The sequence below is a fragment of the Halomonas sp. MMSF_3323 genome (assembly GCF_030733595.1).
GTDB classification, from domain to species: Bacteria; Pseudomonadota; Gammaproteobacteria; order Pseudomonadales; family Halomonadaceae; genus Halomonas; species Halomonas litopenaei.
The window spans coordinates 1-16,395 of record NZ_JASHIT010000037.1 but is presented as its reverse complement, the minus strand read 5'-3'; the positions used below and the strand labels follow the sequence as shown (position 1 = coordinate 16,395).

Below are 16,395 nucleotides of genomic sequence, written 5' to 3'. Positions count from 1 at the left end.
TCTAACCGGGAGACGTCATCATGACGAAAACCATCCAATGCGAGATCGTCAGTGCCGAAGCCTCGGTCTACTCCGGTAGTGCCGAGCAGGTGGTGGCGGCTGGCATCCTGGGGGATCTTGGCATCCTGGCCGGCCACACGCCGCTGCTGACCGAGCTGGCTCCGGGCCCTGTGCGGGTGCTCAACGAAGGCAGCGAGGAGCACTTCTACGTCTCCGGCGGCTTTATCGAAGTGCAGCCCGAGAAGGTGATCGTGCTGGCCGACACGGCGGTTCGCGCATCCGATCTGGATGAAGCGGCCGCCGAAGAGGCCCGCAAGCAGGCCATCAAGGCCATGGAGGACAAGTCGGCGGAGCTGGATTACACCCGCGCCGCGGCGGAACTCTCCGAGGCCTTGGCCCAGCTGCGTACCATCCAGCAGCTGCGCAGGAAGGCCGGCAAGGGCTAAGTTCCCTGGCGCCGATGCCCCACGCCCCCCGAATGGCTGACATTCGGGGGGCGTTTTCGTTGGTGATGACGGCAGCGAACCGCGACTGACGCTGCTTCGTTGCTTGCCTTGTGTCTAATGTTCATCCAGACATGGCATCATGTCGCCTTTTCGAGCAGCCCCGATAGGTCGTCTCTTGGGGACACTGCGCCTCAGCGATTTGCGGCAAGGACGCCGGCCATGAGGAGACGCCCATGAATCTGACCCCCAGCCTGGATGCGCACAAGCAGGTGCTGCTGCGTGCCCTCGATCCCCGCGACAGCAAGACGCTGGAAGCCCGCCTGCCCGAGATTCGCTCGGCGGATCTGGCCGAGATCCTCGAGCGAATGATCGAGGATGAGGACCGCCTGGACAGCGCCGTGGCGCTGTTGGCCTGCCTGCCGGTGGGGCGCCAGGCCAGCGTGTTTGGTCACCTGCCGTTCGAGGCCCAGGATGCCATGGCGTCGCGCATCGAGGACGCCTGGCTGTCGCGGATCCTCGACAAGATGGGCTCGGACGAACGTGCCGACCTGTTCAAGGTGCTGGGAGATGATCGCAAGGAGGCGCTGTTACGGCGCATGGCGCGGCGCGAGCGCGAGGCGCTCAAGCGCCTGGCGAGCTACGAAGAGGGCACCGCCGGCGCCCTGATGACCGCCGACTATGTGGCGATCCCGATGGGGCTCACCGTGTCCCGGGCGATGATGCGGGTGCGCCAGACCGCACCCGACGCCGAGACCGTCTACCAGCTGTACGTGGTGGACGAGCACGGCCGCCTGGCCGGCACCATGTCACTGAGACAGCTGATGGTGGCACGGCCCCAGGCGATCATCGACGAGCTGATGATCCACGACGTCATCAGCATCGGTGTGGACGCCGAGCAGGAAGAGGTCGCCCGGGTGGTGGCACGCTACGACCTGCTGGCGTTGCCGGTGACGGACACCGACGAGCGACTGGTCGGCATCGTCACCCACGACGACGCCATGGACGTGGTCGAGTCCGAGGCCACCGAGGACATCCACAAGGGCATGTCGATCGGTCAGCTGGAAGGTGGCGTGTCCCGGGTGCCGCTGTGGAGCCTGTATCGCAAGCGAGTGATCTGGCTGGTATTGCTGGTGTTCGGCAACCTCTTCTCGGGAGCCGGCATCGCCCACTTCGAGGACACCATCGCCGCCCAGGTGACCCTGGTGTTCTTTCTGCCGCTGTTGATCGGCAGCGGTGGCAATGCCGGCGCCCAGGCCGCCACCCTGATGGTGCGAGGCATGGCCACCGGTGACGTCGGCATCAAGGACTGGAGCAAGCTGCTCGGCCGAGAACTGCTGGTGGCAGGCTCGCTGGGACTGACCATGGCCCTGGCGGTGGCCCCCATCGGGGTCATTAGAGGTGGTGAGGCGGTGGCCTTGGTGGTGGCCATCAGCATGATCTGCATCGTCTTGTTCGGCAGCCTGCTCGGCATGTGCCTGCCGTTCGTGCTCGATCGGCTGGGCTGGGATCCGGCCACCGCCTCGGCACCGCTGGTCACCACCCTGATCGACGCCTCCGGGGTGGTCATCTACTTTTCCATCGCCACGCTGGTACTGATGGGAACTTGATCGACCGCAGCGGGGGCGGCCAGGGGCCCCCTGACAGCGGACAAGAACGCCCGTGGAGTGTATGCTCTTGCGGGCGTTTTGCCTGTTACCCCTCGCTTACGGGTCACTCCATGGATTGGCTACAGATTGTCGTTCTCTCCCTGATTCAGGGAATCACCGAATTTCTTCCGGTATCGAGCTCCGCCCACCTGATACTGGTCCCCGTGTTCAGCGACTGGCCGGACCAGGGACTGGCCTTCGACGTGGCCCTGCACCTGGGTAGCCTTGGCGCGGTGGTCATCTATTTCCGCGACGAGATCCTGCGCATGCTGTCGAGCTGGTGTGCCAGCGTCGCCGGTCGCGGCACCGATCAGGACGCTCGGCTGGCCTGGTGGGTGATCCTCGCCACCGTTCCGGTGGGGCTGGCCGGACTGCTGTTCAAGGACGTCATCGAGCAGTATGCCCGCTCGCCCATGGTGCTGGCGTTCGGTCTGATCTTCTTCGGCCTGCTGCTGGGGCTGGCCGACTGGCGCTTCAGGGGTTCGCGCAGCGAGTATCAGCTGCGCTGGAGCGATGCCCTATGGATCGGCATTGGCCAGGCGCTGGCGCTGATCCCAGGCACTTCGCGCTCCGGCATCACCATCACCGTGGCACTGATGCTGGGCATGGGGCGCGAAGCCGCGGCCCGCTTCTCGTTTCTGCTGTCGATTCCGGTGATCGTGCTGGCGGGAGGGCTCGAAGCCTGCGAGCTGATTCAGACGGGTGTCGATGTGCACTGGGGTGACATGGCGCTCGGCACGCTGCTGGCCGGCGTCAGCGCCTACCTGTGCATCCATTTCTTCCTGTCGTTCATCAAGCGCATCGGCATGCAGCCCTTCGTCGTCTATCGCCTGCTGCTTGGTATCGCCCTGATCTGGCTGTTTGGCTGATATATCTGAAGAGACCCCTCATGACTGGATTCAAGACCGCTCGGCGTGGATGGCTGACAACCTGGCTGGCGCCCCTCCTGATGGCACTGCTGGTGTCCGGTTGCAGCGAAGAGACCACTACCCGTTCGCCGATCACCCTGGAAGGCGACATCTTCGGCACCTTCTACCAGATCACCCTGGCCGACCCGCTGACACGCGAGCAGGTCGAGGAGATCGAGCAGGGCGTACTCGACGAGATGCACGCGGTCGACGCCTCCATGTCGACCTGGCGCGAGGATTCGGAGCTGTCCGCCTTCAATCAGTCACCGCTGGGGCAATGGCAGCCGATCTCCGACGAATTCATGGAGGTGCTGGCCATCAGCCAGTCGGTCAACCAGCAGAGCCACGGCGCCTTCGACGTCACCGTCGGTAGCCTGGTCAATCTGTGGAGCTTTGGCCCCGAGGCCCGGCCCCGGGAAATCCCCGAGGAAAACGTACTCGAGCAGCGCCTGACCCAGGTCGGCATGGACGCGCTCGAGATCGACACCGCCGAGGCCCAGGCCCGTCGCCTGCGTGACGTCTACATCGATCTGTCCGGGGTGGCCAAGGGGTTCGCCACCGACGAGGTGGCGGCCTATCTGGATCGTCAGGGTATCGCCAACTACCTGGTCAATCTTGGCGGAGAGGTCAAGGTCAAGGGACGGCGTGACGGCGGCAAGGGGCTGTGGCGCATCGGTATCGAGGTGCCCGAGAACGGCGCGCCCAAGGCTCAGCACGTGGTCGGCCTCGATGATGTCTCGGTGGCGACTTCCGGTGACTACCGTCACTACTTCGAGGCCGATGGCAAGCGCTACTCCCATACCATCGACCCCCGCACAGGGCGCCCCATCACCCATCGGCTGGCCTCGGTGACGGTGGTGCATCCGTCCAATGCCTGGGCCGACGCCTGGGCCACCGCGCTGAGCGTGATGGGCGAAGAGGAAGGCATGCAGGCCGCCATCGACCAGGAGTTGCCGGTGGTGATGCTGGTGCGTCAGGGTGAGGGCTGGGAAAGTCGGGTCAGCCCCGCCTTTGTGACGCGCTTTGGGCAGGAGATGGTCGATACCCTGGGGCTGACGGTGGTGACGGATGTCGACACCCCGCTAGAATAGTAGCGCTGGCCTCTCACGACGGATCACTGAAACCGTTGGTCGGTTCGCTACTGTTGCGATATTTGCTTCGATCTTTTGTTTTAGACAAGGAGTCACGATGAGCCTCGATGTGGTGATTCTCGCCGCCGGACAGGGCACCCGCATGCGCTCGAGCCTGCCCAAGGTGCTGCATACCCTGGCGGGCAAGCCGATGGTCCGTCATGTGGTCGATACCGCCCGGGGTCTCGATGCGGATCGCACCCACGTGGTCATCGGGCACGGTGGCGAGCGGGTTCGCGATGCCCTGGCCGACACCGAGGTTCGCTTTTCCCATCAGGCCGAGCAGAAGGGTACCGGTCACGCCGTCGCGCAGGCGCTGGGCCAGCTTGGCGATGGCAAGGTGCTGGTGCTCTACGGTGACGTGCCGCTGATCCGTCGGCAAACGCTGGCGGCCTTGCTGGAGCAGGTGGACGAGCGCCACATGGGACTTCTGACCGTTACCCTGGACGACCCGGCGGGATACGGCCGCATCGTGCGTGACGACCAAGGCAAGGTGGTGGCCATCGTCGAGCAGAAGGATGCCTCTGAAAGCGAGCTTGCGATCACCGAGTGCAACACCGGCATCATGGCCATGACCAGCGCCCAGCTGAAGCGCTGGTTGCCTGAGCTGTCGTCGGACAACGCCCAGGGCGAGTACTACCTGACCGATGTGATCGCCATGGCCGCCGCCGAGGGCATTGAGGTGGCCACCGCCCAGCCGGCACGGCCGATGGAGGTCGAAGGCGTCAACAATCGCGCCCAGATGGCGCGTCTCGAGCGAGCATACCAGCGTGACATCGCCGAGGCGCTGATGGAAAAGGGCGTGGCCCTGGCCGACCCAGACCGTCTCGACGTGCGTGGCAAGCTGACTTGCGGGCACGACGTCTTCATCGACGTGGGTTGTGTGTTCGAAGGCGAGGTGGAGCTCGGCGAAGGTGTGCGCATCGGCCCCTACTCGGTGGTACGCAACAGCCATGTTGGCGCCGAAAGCGTCATCGAGGCCCACAGCATCGTCGACGGTGCAGTATTGGCCGGGCTGAACCAGATCGGTCCCTTCGCCCGGCTGCGTCCTGGCTCGCGCCTGGCGGTCAAGGCCAAGGTCGGTAACTTTGTCGAAACCAAGAACGCCGAAGTGGGCGAGGGCAGCAAGATCAACCACCTGAGCTACGTGGGTGACGCCCGCCTGGGACGCGAGGTCAATATCGGCGCCGGCACCATCACCTGCAACTATGACGGTGCCAACAAGCACCGCACCGAGATCGGTGACGCCGCCTTCATCGGGTCCAATTCGGCGCTGGTAGCCCCGGTCAGTGTCGGCGAGGGCGCCACCGTCGGTGCCGGCTCCACCATCAGCCGCGACGTCGCCGATCATAGCCTGGCGGTGACGAGGTCCCGCCAGATCGCCAAGGCCAACTGGCCGCGGCCGACCAAGGACGAGGATTGACGGACGCTTCCGCCCGATTCTGCCGTTGCGGCCCCCTCTCGATTGCTGGTCAGCGGTAGCCAATAACGAATCTCTCAAGGAGTGACCCCTATGTGTGGCATCGTCGCCGCGGTGGCCCAGCGCAACGTACAGAACATTCTGCTCGAAGGCCTCAAGCGCCTCGAGTACCGCGGCTATGACAGTGCCGGCATGGCGGTGCGCAGCCCCGAGGGAGAACTGGTGCGCCAGCGCGCGGTGGGCAAGGTGGCCGCGCTCGAGGCGCGACTGGAGGATTCGGCGCTGCCGGGGCTCAGCGGTATTGCTCACACCCGCTGGGCGACCCACGGTCGCCCCAGCGAGCCCAACGCCCATCCCCACCAGTCGCGTGATCGCCTGGCGGTGGTGCATAACGGCATCATCGAGAATCACGAGCAGCTGCGTCGGGAACTCACCGATCAGGGCTATGTGTTCGAGTCCGAGACCGATACCGAGGTGATCGCCCACCTGCTGGAGCGTGAGTCTCGCCTCGACGGTGATCTGCTCAGCGCCTTCCAGCGGGTCGTCGCCGGCCTCGATGGCGCCTACGCCCTGGGGGTCATGGCGGTGGACGAGCCCGATGTGGTGGTCGGCGCGCGCAAGGGCAGCCCGCTGGTGGTCGGCGTCGGCATCGGTGAGGCCTTCCTGGCGTCTGACCCGCTGGCGCTGCTGCCGGTGACCGATCGCTTCATCTATCTGCGTGAAGGCGACGTGGTGCGCCTGTCCGCCAATGGTCGCATCGAGATCTTCGATGCCGAGGGGACCGCCGTCGAGCGTGAGGTCCAGACCTTCGAGCATGGTGACGGCGCCGCCAGCAAGGGCGAGTACCGCCACTTCATGCTCAAGGAGATCCACGAACAGCCGGCGGTGATCGCCGCGGCGCTGGAAGGCCGCCTGGGCGACCGCTCGGTGCTGGTGGAAAGCTTCGGCCCCGATGCCGAGGGACTGTTCCAGCAGGTCCGCCAGATCCATATCGTGGCCTGCGGCACCAGCTATCACGCCGGCATGGTGGCGCGCTACTGGCTCGAGCGCTACACCGGCATCCCGGTGCAGGTGGAGGTCGCCTCCGAGTATCGCTACCGCCAGGTGGTGGTGCCCCAGGGCACCCTGTTCGTGACCCTGTCCCAGTCCGGCGAGACCGCCGACACCCTGGCCGCGCTGCGGTTTGCCATGGAGCAGGACAACTACCTGGGCAGCCTGGGTATCTGCAACGTACCGGGCAGCTCGCTGGTGCGCGAGGCCGACCTGAGCCTGATGACCCAGGCCGGCCCCGAGATCGGTGTGGCCTCCACCAAGGCCTTCACCACCCAGTTGACCGCGCTGATGCTGTTCGCCCTGGCGCTTGGCCGGGTGCGGGGCATGGACGAGGACGAGCAGGCCGAGATCGTCGCCGCTCTGCGGACCCTGCCGGCGCTGTGCAGCCAGGTGCTGGGCCTGGACGAGGCCATCGAGCGGCTATCCATGGCCTTCGCCGAGAAGCACCATGCGCTGTTCCTGGGACGTGGCGCCCACTTCCCCATCGCCCAGGAAGGCGCCTTGAAGCTCAAGGAAATTTCCTACATTCACGCCGAGGCCTACCCGGCGGGCGAGCTCAAGCACGGCCCTCTGGCGCTGGTGGACAGCGAGATGCCGGTGATCTCGGTGGCGCCCAACGACGAATTGCTCGACAAGCTCAAGTCCAACCTGCAGGAGGTCAAGGCTCGAGGCGGCGAGTTGTACGTGTTCGCCGACGAGAATGTCGGCCTGAACGCCAGCGAGGGCATCCAGGTGCTGCACCTGCCCCACGTCCACGAGGCACTGGCGCCGATCCTCTACACCCTGCCGCTGCAGCTATTGTCGTACCACGTGGCGGTGCTCAAGGGGACCGATGTCGATCAGCCGCGCAATCTGGCCAAGTCGGTGACGGTGGAGTAGACATACCGTCGGGCGATAGTATGGCAGCGGTCGCAGACTCGGCGTGACGGAAGGGAAATCTTCCCATCAACTCCAGAGAAGGTGTTGATGCAGTCCGTTCTTGTTCTTGGAGGCTAAAGAGAGTGCGGTGACACCCCGGTGTCCCGCGCTCTTTTTGCTTGGGAATGGGGGCCACTTCAGTTCAGGGATGGAGAGCAAGTCACCGATCAATCAGACAGGACTGCCGCCAAATAGCCCGGCACCGGATTTGACGATATCTCGTTGCGTTCTCGGTGGTGATGATTCTGATGTGCTATACAGTGATCAAGGCGTTGAACGGAAAGCGGCGTCGCTTTCGTTGATATTTCCACGCGTTATTTGCGGTCCCCCCTGTTGTGCTGACCTGCACGGGGTAGAGGGTTTCAGGGGAGGGCTGCTGTTTCCGGTGCACATATTGACGCCGAGAGCTCAATCTTTCCGCTACTGGTAAGGGAGCCTCAGCTCTCATCGCTTGTCCTGTCACACGCAACAGCTGACGTGTGCGAGACTCACTCGGCCAGTGTGTTTCCATCCACAGGAGCATCATTCATGAGTACTCAAAGCGAGCAGGCTCCAACCCCGGTTTCGGACGACATGCAGACGGACTATACCGTCGGGCAGGACAACTTCGAGGGCAGCCTGGGGCCTATCGGCTTCGATATACATAACCGGGTCTTCGCCATCTCGGCGCTGGCCTCGATTGTCTTCATCGTGCTGACGCTGCTGTTCCCCGAGCGAGCCGGTAATCTATTTCAGTCCATTGTCAGCTTCTCCACCGGCACCCTCGACAGCTACTTCATGATCGTGGTGGACGGCTTCATCCTGTTCTGTCTGGCACTGGTCGTGCTGCCATACGGCAAGGTCCGCCTGGGCGGCCCCGACGCCACGCCGGAGTATGGCTACCTGTCCTGGTTTGCGATGCTGTTCGCGGCCGGCATTGGCATCGGCCTGCTGTTCTTCGGCGTGCTGGAACCGGTCTATCACGCCAACGTCTCCTCGCCGCTAGGCACGCCCTCGCCCTTCGGCAGCGACGGGGAACTGAACGCTGAGGCCATCGCCGACGCCACCGCCATGGGGCTGGCCGGCACCTATCTGCACTGGGGCATCCACGGCTGGGCCGTCTACGTGGTGATGGCGCTGGCGCTGTCCATCTTTACCTACAACAAGGGCCTGCCCTTCTCCATCCGTTCGGCGTTCTTCCCGCTGCTGGGTGACCGCGTCTGGGGCTGGTGGGGCCACGTCATCGACATCCTGGCGGTATTCTCGACCCTGTTTGGCCTGGCCACCTCGCTCGGCCTCGGCGCTCAGCAGGCCAACGCCGGCATGAACTTCGTCTTCGGCCTGGACGTCAGCATCACCACTCAGGTGGTCGTGATCGCAGCCGTCACCGCAGTGGCGCTGGTTTCGGTGTGGCGCGGTCTGGAAGGTGGCGTGAAGCGGCTTTCCGAGATCAACATGGGAATGGCCGTGCTGTTCTTCTTCTTCGTGCTGTTCGCCGGCCCGACCCTGGCAGCGCTCGCCGGCTTCTGGGCCGGCCTTGAGACCTACGTGACGAAGTTCATCCCGCTGTCGGCCCCCTTCGGCCGCGAGGACGACGCCTATCGCCAATCCTGGACCATCTTCTACTGGGCCTGGTGGATCAGCTGGGCGCCTTTCGTCGGCATGTTTATCGCCCGCGTCTCCCGGGGGCGCACGGTGCGTGAGTTCGTGATCTGTGTGCTGGTGATCCCGAGTCTGTTCATCTTCATCTGGATGGGCGTGTTCGGCGCCACCGCCCTCGACCAGCTATATGCCAATCCGGCCGGTAGCCTGGTCAAGGAATACGTGATCGACAGCTACAGCCCCGAGCTGTCGCTGTTCGCCATGCTCAACGAGCTGCCGCTGTCGGGCCTGATGTCGACCCTGGGCATTATCCTGGCGCTGATCTTCTTCGTCACCTCGTCGGATTCCGGCTCGCTGGTGATCGATACCATCACCGCCGGTGGCAAGATCGATGCACCGCGCCCTCAGCGCATGTTCTGGGCCACGGTGGAAGGCCTGATTGCCATCGTACTGCTGATCGGCGGCGGACTCTCGGCGCTCCAGGCCGGAGTCACGGCCACCGCGATCCCCTTCTCGGTGGTGATGATTGTGATGTGCTACACCATCATCAAGGCGCTGAACGGCGAGCTTCGTCAGTTACGCCGTCGGGGTGGCTGAGTCCTCTCATCATGCGAAATCTGTCGGCTTTCTTTGGTTGTAGATGCTCTATCTGCTGGCACAACAACGTCGACTGACCCCGTTTTGCTGCATCCAGCTTTGCCCGGCCTCACGAGGTCGGGCTTGTTCCCTTCCTGTTGTGTAGTGCTGAGGGAAGCGTAGGCTCAAGTGTCGCCGCAGATCCAGGAGGTGCGGTCGAGGACAACGCGATATTCCGTCTACCGGGGTATGGCTCCCCCTAGCTCGATAGATCAATGTTCAAGTCATTGATGGTAATGAACACAGTTTTTCTAGATAGGCGCTAGAAGCGTGACGCGATCGGTGCCGGCAGCCCAAATCCACATGAAGTGACGAAGAGCTCTTTCCAGAGTGATGTCGGCCGAGAGGTATCGCCGACGGCGCGACGAGTCAGCGTCATAGCTGCGAGGCCAAAGGTATCCTGGCGCAGCGCCGGGAAGTCTTGAGGCGACAAAGCAGCTTTATCCGGAGTGTTGGTCCTGGGACATCGGAAACCTCGGCCTGCCAGAGGTAGTGCACCTGAATCCCGAGAGGAATGCGGCGCCCCTGGCGGCAGGGTGTTAAAGAGTCAGAATCATTTCAAGTGTCATCTGTGTTGACAGGCTCCGCGCTGCCGGTCCGAGAACCAGATCACAAAAACAGCACGTTGATGCAGTGGTATTTTCTTGAGGTCGGCCAGGCGCCGCTTCTACTGCCTATCGATATATGCTGTACCGGTACTTGATAAAGAAGAAAGCTCGTAATTTTCCATATTTTCCGGTTCTAGCATTATGAATTTGTAAGATATATTTCTATTGTTTTGCTAATTCGGACGCTTCTTTTTCGTGCTTCATTGGGCACAATATCAAACACCGTTCTCTAACCTTCATTCCTATATTCGTTAGTTAAGCGCTTGGTTATACGTGGTCGCCATTCCTGCGAGTGGTTTGCCGGCCATGCCTGGGTCTCCGAGCGTGCAGGCGTCGGTGATTCAGTTCAGCGACAGCCGCCATGACGACCGCCACGACAACGATAATGAAGGGGGACGGCGATGAGCGGATTACGATCCACAAGCGCCTTGCTGACGGGAACGGGCCTTTGTCTGCTGATGCCGATCGCGGCCGAGGCGCAGACGTCGATGCAGGAACTCAATGACCTGAAGGCCCAGATCGAACAGCTCAAGGCCCAACAGCAGGCGGCCATGCAACTGGTTGAACAGCAGCAGGCCCAGATCGATAACCTGATCAACCAGCAGGCCAGCATGCAGCAGGACGTCGCCGACGTCAGCGAGAACGTGGTCAAGCGCACCGACAGTGGCGACTTCCTGGTGGGAGATACCACGGTGTCCTTTGGCGGCTACATCAAGGCTCAGGCGGCGTTCTCCGACAATGGACTCAGCGACGGCAAGGCCAACGAGACGGTGACGGCGGGGCTGTTGCGCGCCACCGACGATGACGCCGACAACCGCGTCAGTTTCAGTGCGCGGGAAACGCGTCTGAGCTTCGGTACCAGTACACCGCTCGGTGGCGATACCATGAAGACCTATATCGAGACGGACTTCTATGGCGCCGACGACGAAGCCAACGAATTTGTTTCTCACTCCTACGCGCCGCGGCTGCGCCACGCCTACCTGAGCTGGGGCAACTGGCTGGCCGGGCAGTACTGGTCAACCTTCATGGATCTCAAGGGGCTTGGCGAGATCGACGCCTTCAGTACCCATACCGGCTCGATCTTCGTGCGCCAGCCACAGCTTCGCTATACCTATCCGCTGGATTGGGGCAGCCTGCAGTTCGCGGTGGAGAATCCCGAGGACGGCGACGACGACCAGGACACCCCGGACATGGTGGCCCGGGTCAATGTGGACCAGGAGTGGGGGCATGTTTCAGCGGCCACCGTGGTCAGGCGCTTCAGCCTGGATGACGCCGAGGACGACGACAGTCGCTGGGGGGCCGGTTACAGCCTGACCGGACGATTCCCGGTGTTCGAAAAAGACGACCTCATGCTGCAGGCCAACTATGGCAACCTGGGACGCTACATGGCGCTAGGCGCCTACCCCAACGCCAAGGTGGAGGACGGCCAGATCAAGATGGTGGAGTCCTGGGGCGCCTCGGCCATCTATCGTCACTACTGGACCGACACGCTGCGCTCGAACATCGCCTACTCGGCGACTGAACTCGACAGCAACGGTACCGGCGATGACACCGACAGCTACGACAGCTTCTTTCTCAACCTGATGTGGTCGCCCTTTGCCAACACCACGCTGTCGGCGGAGTACCAGCGCTACGACCTGGATGAGGTGGATGGCGATACCTTCGACCTGGACAGGGTTCAGTTCTCCGCCAAGTACGACTTCTAGTAGGCTGAAAATCCCCTGTGTCCGTCGGCTTTTCGGACAGAGTCCCGGCTGAGGGCAACAAGCTCCGGCGCTCGGCGCCGCTTGAAGCTTGTCAGCATCTTCCCGTTCGGCAACACCGGGCGGGGCGATGCTATGCTGGCGCCCCTGAAACCGTCGAGTCTGCCTTCTTGAACGATCGATCAGCGCAACCGCCCATGTACATTGGTCTGCCGATGTGGGCCAATCCAGACTGGCGTGGTGGTCTCTACCCACCCCACGCCGGGCGCGAGGGTTGGCTCGATGACTACGCCGCCGTATTCAACGCCGTCGAGGGAAATACCACCTTCTACAGCGGGGCGCCCAGGCCACGGACGGTGGAAGGCTGGTCCCGCCAAGCGCCACCGGGCTTTCGCTTCTGCTTCAAGCTGCCCCAGGCGCTGACACATGCAAAACGATTGCGCCAGGTCGAGACCGATGTGGGTGACTTCGTCGAGGCCCTGTGGCCACTGAAGGACCGCCTCGGGCCGGTCATGATTCAGCTCCCCAGGGACTTTGGTCCTGAGGAGGTGCCTGCTCTGGAGAAGGTTCTAAGAGATTGGCCACAAGACGTACCCTGCGCAGTAGAACTGCGCCACAGTGAATTTTTCCACAAGGGGAGCGCCGAGAGAGATATCAACGCCCTGTTGATAAGTCATGGCGCCGATCGCGTGATGCTGGATGTCAGGCCGTTGTTTTCCGGACCGCCTGAGGCCCATTCGGGATTGATCCAGGCTCGTGCGGAAAAGCCAAGACGCCCACTACACGTGCTCTCTACAGCAAAATTTCCTGTGATACGTTTCATTGGCCATCTTGACAGCGCCATCAACGAGCACTATTTCACCCCCTGGATAGACCAGCTCGCCTTGTGGATAAAACAGGGGAAAACCCCTTTTCTTTTTGTGCATACGGCGGATAATCGCGAGGCCCCGGAACAGGCCAGAAACCTGTACGCCAGAGTCGCCGATAGAATGGGGTGGCAGGCATTGCCCGGGTTTCCGGGAGATCGACAGAATCAGCTGCTTTGACCATTGTTGGCTGGCGTTTGTTATTGTCATACGCTAGTTTTGTCGGCTGTTCGTCACTTGCCACGGGCCAGAGACGGTCGCCTCCTTATCCTTGGATGGTGACTCGCCTGGACCCACCGGTCTCGACCAGCGCGAACCCTGCGCTGGGGAAGAGTGTTGTGCCGGCAGTGATCCTGCTGACATCCGTCAGACCCCTTGTACATCGGTGGATCCGTGACCCGGACCATCGAGGACGTGGCGACTACAAACACAACGCCGTCATTGCATCCGATCGATCGATGACGACACGTATCCGAAGGGTGATTTATGTCCAAAACGACACACGCGCAGTGGTCATCGCGCTTTTCCTTTATCCTCGCCGCCACCGGTTCCGCTGTCGGGCTTGGTAATATCTGGAAGTTTCCCTACATGGTGGGCGAGAGCGGTGGTGCCGCCTTCGTGCTCGTCTACCTGCTGTGCATCGGCCTGATCGGCCTGCCGATCCTGGTCACCGAGTGGATGATCGGTCGGCGTGGGCAAAGCAACCCGGTCAATGCCATGGCCAGCGTCGCGGCCAAGGCCGGTCAGCCCAAGGTCTGGGCCCTGGTCGGCGTCGCCGGGGTCATCGGTGCCTTCCTGATCCTGTCGTTCTACAGCGTGATCGGTGGCTGGTCGCTGTACTACACCCTCGGTAGCGTGACCGGTGACTTCAGCGGCCAGGACGCCGATGGTATCGGCGCCTTGTTCAGCGGCATGCTGGCAAGCCCCGGTCTGCTGCTGCTGTGGCACTCCATCTTCATGCTGCTGGTCATCGGTATCGTTGCTCGCGGCGTGACCAAGGGCCTGGAAGGCGCGGTCAACGTGTTGATGCCGGCCCTGGCGCTGCTGCTGGTGGTGCTGGTGGGTTACGGCATGACCACCGGCCACTTCGGTGAGGCGTTGAACTATCTGTTCAACCCGGACTGGTCAGCACTCAATGGTGAGGTGGTACTGGCGGCGCTGGGACACGCCTTCTTCACCCTGTCACTGGGCATGGGCATCATGATCGCCTACGGCTCCTACCTCGGCGAGAAGGTCGACCTGATCAAGACCGCACGCACCGTGGTGATCATGGATACCGTGATCGCACTCGGCGCGGGCCTGGCGATCTTCCCGATCGTGTTTGCCAACCAGCTCGACCTGGCCTCCGGCCCGAGCCTGATCTTCGTCACCCTGCCGCTGGCCTTTGGCAATATGGGCGGTGGCCTGATCCTGGGGCTGATGTTCTTCCTGCTGCTGACCTTCGCCGCCCTGACCTCGGCCATTTCGCTGCTCGAGCCGGTGGTCGAGTTTGTCGAAGAGCGCACGCCGCTGTCGCGTTCCGCGTCGGCGGTGGTCTCCGGCATCGGCGCCTGGGCGCTGGGTATCGCCGCTCTGCTGTCCTTCAACGTGTGGAGTGACCCGGTACTGTTTGGTCTCGGGGTGTTCGACCTGCTGGACAAGCTGACCAGCAAGTTCATGCTGCCGTTGACCGGCCTGGGTGCCATCCTGTTTGCGGGCTGGTTCCTCAACCGCAAAGGCGTGGCCGAAGACCTCGGTCTGTCCGGTGGCAAGGAAACGTTGTGGGTGTTGTTGACCCGCTTCGTGGCGCCCATCGGTGTGGCGGTGGTGTTCATCTCCAGCCTGTAACAGGCGCCATTGCTGCACGCCAGACCAGAGACCCGGCCTTGTGCCGGGTCTCTGCGTTGATAGGCAATGCCAGACGATCCATCGGAACCGGGCGGCAGGGCAAGACTGCCCGTACAGAGTGACCAGAGGCGGAGGTCAACGAGGTGGCAGTGGGGCCTCAGCGGGAGTCCAACGACCGTCAGTGCTTGTTCATTGATGCCTGCAGCCAAAGACATGCATTTGGGAGAGCATGCCAGGAGGGACGCTTGACGGTGCCTCTGACGCGCCTGGGGCTTTCAGGCGACAGACACCTGATGGCGAGTCTCGTCGGTGCGATTCTCGCAAGGGATGGGCCGGCCGTCGCTCGAGCCAGCGGCCAGGCCCCGAATATGGTACAGACCCGCGTTGTTGGCGGTCTGGCGCACGTCTGGCCGGCGGCCACGCGTGCTGGTTCAGTCTACCGGGTCAGTGCATTTCGTCGTCGTTGCCGTCTTCCGGCAGTTCGGCGATGTCTTCGGATAGACGCTTGAATTCCCGATGAAGCTCGATGCCGCGGCGGGCTCGCAGGTTGCGTTGGGCCGCGGTGCGGGAGCGCCTTTCGTGTTCGGCGACTTCCATGCTCATGAAGATGTCGAGGAGTTCACTCTTGACGGAGGATAACCTTTCGACATTACGCATGATCGATTCTCCTATGCAGTGAATGTGCCGGCATCCAGGACGCTGCGCGACACTGCCCTTTTACTATACCCCAGTTGACAAAAAGATGACGGTGTGGACGTCAATCCTGCAACGTTCTGCCAACGCTAGAAAAAAATCCATCCGGTTGCGCAGGGGCGGCCTGGGGGCTCAATGCATGACGCAGCACAGGGCGCATTTGACGCCGTCATGGGGCATACTGGAACCAGGCCGGATCGATAGCGACGGGCATTGCGCCCTGCCAGCTCCGGGTCCTCCCAGCCAGTCAAAGGAGTAGAGGGTGAGTCGCGCGCTGTTTGATGAAATGCGACGTCGCATGGAGCACTTCCGTCGGTCGGAGCAGAAGGTCGCACGCTTCGTATTGCGCAACCCCGACGAAGTTATCCACATGCGTATCGTCGATCTGGCCACCGAGGCCAAGGTCAGCGAGCCCACGGTGGTACGCTTCTGCCGGGCCCTGGGCTGCAACGGCTTTCAGGACTTCAAGTTGAAGTTGGCGCAGATGCTGGCGTCGGGCAGCCAGTTCGCGCAGTTCTCGATGAATGACAGCGACTCCGTGGCCGAGTTTTCCCACAGCATCTTCGATTCCACGGTGGGAACCCTGCTGTCGATCAGGGACCGGCTCGACAACGAGGCGTTGAACAAGACGATCAACGCCCTGGCCATGGCCAATCGCGTCGAGTTCTACGGCTACGGAGCCTCCGGTGCGGTGGCCTTCGACGCTCAGCACAAGTTTTTCAGGCTGCAGATTTCCACCGCCGCCTACGCCGATCCGCACATGCAGAACATGTCGGCGGTGACCCTCAAGGAAGGCGACGTGGTGGTGGCGATCTCGCAGACCGGCCGCACCCGGGCACTGGTGGCCAGCGTCAAGCTGGCACGGGAGGCGGGCGCCACCGTGGTCGGTCTCTGTCCCAGCGGCTCCCCCCTGGCGGACGAGGTCGACCTGCCGCTGTACATCGATGTGCCCGAAGACAC

The 16,395-nt window shown here is 62.7% G+C and carries 12 protein-coding genes; 11 read left to right on the top strand and 1 reads right to left on the bottom strand.

Translation table 11 applies throughout. From position 1 onward, the window contains the following. The first annotated feature begins 20 nt into the window (after nucleotides 1-20). From RBB39_RS17380 to RBB39_RS17335, 10 genes are all read left to right on the top strand, one after another. Entirely contained in the window at nucleotides 21-446 is a 426-nt protein-coding gene (locus tag RBB39_RS17380; protein ID WP_045992706.1) for a F0F1 ATP synthase subunit epsilon, read from the top strand. Between the two features lie 233 nt (nucleotides 447-679). Beyond that, on the top strand, nucleotides 680-2,053 hold the full coding sequence (gene mgtE, locus RBB39_RS17375; RefSeq protein ID WP_045992705.1) for a magnesium transporter: 1,374 nt from the start codon (nucleotides 680-682) through the stop codon (nucleotides 2,051-2,053). A gap of 110 nt (nucleotides 2,054-2,163) precedes the next feature. After that, nucleotides 2,164-2,961, top strand: coding sequence for an undecaprenyl-diphosphate phosphatase (locus RBB39_RS17370; RefSeq protein WP_045992704.1), 798 nt, complete (start codon nucleotides 2,164-2,166; stop codon nucleotides 2,959-2,961). Nucleotides 2,962-2,981: 20 nt separating this feature from the next. After that, nucleotides 2,982-4,091, top strand: coding sequence for an FAD:protein FMN transferase (locus RBB39_RS17365; protein ID WP_253028353.1), 1,110 nt, complete (start codon nucleotides 2,982-2,984; stop codon nucleotides 4,089-4,091). A gap of 97 nt (nucleotides 4,092-4,188) precedes the next feature. After that, nucleotides 4,189-5,553 carry a bifunctional UDP-N-acetylglucosamine diphosphorylase/glucosamine-1-phosphate N-acetyltransferase GlmU gene (glmU, locus tag RBB39_RS17360; protein ID WP_045992702.1) on the top strand — a complete coding sequence of 455 codons (1,365 nt, stop codon included), beginning with the start codon at nucleotides 4,189-4,191 and terminating at the stop codon, nucleotides 5,551-5,553. Nucleotides 5,554-5,643: 90 nt separating this feature from the next. Continuing rightward, on the top strand, nucleotides 5,644-7,482 hold the full coding sequence (gene glmS / locus RBB39_RS17355) for a glutamine--fructose-6-phosphate transaminase (isomerizing) (protein WP_045992701.1): 1,839 nt from the start codon (nucleotides 5,644-5,646) through the stop codon (nucleotides 7,480-7,482). Between the two features lie 567 nt (nucleotides 7,483-8,049). Next, nucleotides 8,050-9,699 (top strand): BCCT family transporter, encoded by a 1,650-nt coding sequence (locus tag RBB39_RS17350; protein WP_108131965.1) that lies wholly within the window; start codon nucleotides 8,050-8,052, stop codon nucleotides 9,697-9,699. Nucleotides 9,700-10,747: 1,048 nt separating this feature from the next. Next, nucleotides 10,748-12,052, top strand: coding sequence for a DcaP family trimeric outer membrane transporter (locus RBB39_RS17345; RefSeq protein ID WP_253028354.1), 1,305 nt, complete (start codon nucleotides 10,748-10,750; stop codon nucleotides 12,050-12,052). Between the two features lie 194 nt (nucleotides 12,053-12,246). Beyond that, complete coding sequence (locus RBB39_RS17340; protein ID WP_045994478.1) at nucleotides 12,247-13,095, top strand: DUF72 domain-containing protein; 849 nt, start codon at nucleotides 12,247-12,249, stop codon at nucleotides 13,093-13,095. Nucleotides 13,096-13,401: 306 nt separating this feature from the next. Next, entirely contained in the window at nucleotides 13,402-14,742 is a 1,341-nt protein-coding gene (locus RBB39_RS17335; RefSeq protein WP_045994479.1) for a sodium-dependent transporter, read from the top strand. A gap of 444 nt (nucleotides 14,743-15,186) precedes the next feature. Here RBB39_RS17335 and RBB39_RS17330 read toward each other — a convergent pair whose 3' ends face one another. Next, nucleotides 15,187-15,399 carry a PA3496 family putative envelope integrity protein gene (locus RBB39_RS17330; RefSeq protein ID WP_045994480.1) on the bottom strand — a complete coding sequence of 71 codons (213 nt, stop codon included), beginning with the start codon at nucleotides 15,397-15,399 and terminating at the stop codon, nucleotides 15,187-15,189. Between the two features lie 298 nt (nucleotides 15,400-15,697). On the opposite strand from RBB39_RS17330, the gene RBB39_RS17325 reads away from it, so the two are divergent. Further along, on the top strand, nucleotides 15,698-16,395 hold a 698-nt coding region (locus tag RBB39_RS17325; protein ID WP_306169234.1), incomplete at its 3' end, for an SIS domain-containing protein.

Bases quoted from the DNA above. Each gene is read 5' to 3' on its own strand.
- RBB39_RS17380 (WP_045992706.1), top strand. From the start codon at position 21: ATGACGAAAACCATCCAATGCGAGATCGTCAGTGCCGAAGCCTCGGTC.
- mgtE (WP_045992705.1), top strand. From the start codon at position 680: ATGAATCTGACCCCCAGCCTGGATGCGCACAAGCAGGTGCTGCTGCGT.
- RBB39_RS17370 (WP_045992704.1), top strand. From the start codon at position 2,164: ATGGATTGGCTACAGATTGTCGTTCTCTCCCTGATTCAGGGAATCACC.
- RBB39_RS17365 (WP_253028353.1), top strand. From the start codon at position 2,982: ATGACTGGATTCAAGACCGCTCGGCGTGGATGGCTGACAACCTGGCTG.
- glmU (WP_045992702.1), top strand. From the start codon at position 4,189: ATGAGCCTCGATGTGGTGATTCTCGCCGCCGGACAGGGCACCCGCATG.
- glmS (WP_045992701.1), top strand. From the start codon at position 5,644: ATGTGTGGCATCGTCGCCGCGGTGGCCCAGCGCAACGTACAGAACATT.
- RBB39_RS17350 (WP_108131965.1), top strand. From the start codon at position 8,050: ATGAGTACTCAAAGCGAGCAGGCTCCAACCCCGGTTTCGGACGACATG.
- RBB39_RS17345 (WP_253028354.1), top strand. From the start codon at position 10,748: ATGAGCGGATTACGATCCACAAGCGCCTTGCTGACGGGAACGGGCCTT.
- RBB39_RS17340 (WP_045994478.1), top strand. From the start codon at position 12,247: ATGTACATTGGTCTGCCGATGTGGGCCAATCCAGACTGGCGTGGTGGT.
- RBB39_RS17335 (WP_045994479.1), top strand. From the start codon at position 13,402: ATGTCCAAAACGACACACGCGCAGTGGTCATCGCGCTTTTCCTTTATC.
- RBB39_RS17330 (WP_045994480.1), bottom strand. From the start codon at position 15,399: ATGCGTAATGTCGAAAGGTTATCCTCCGTCAAGAGTGAACTCCTCGAC.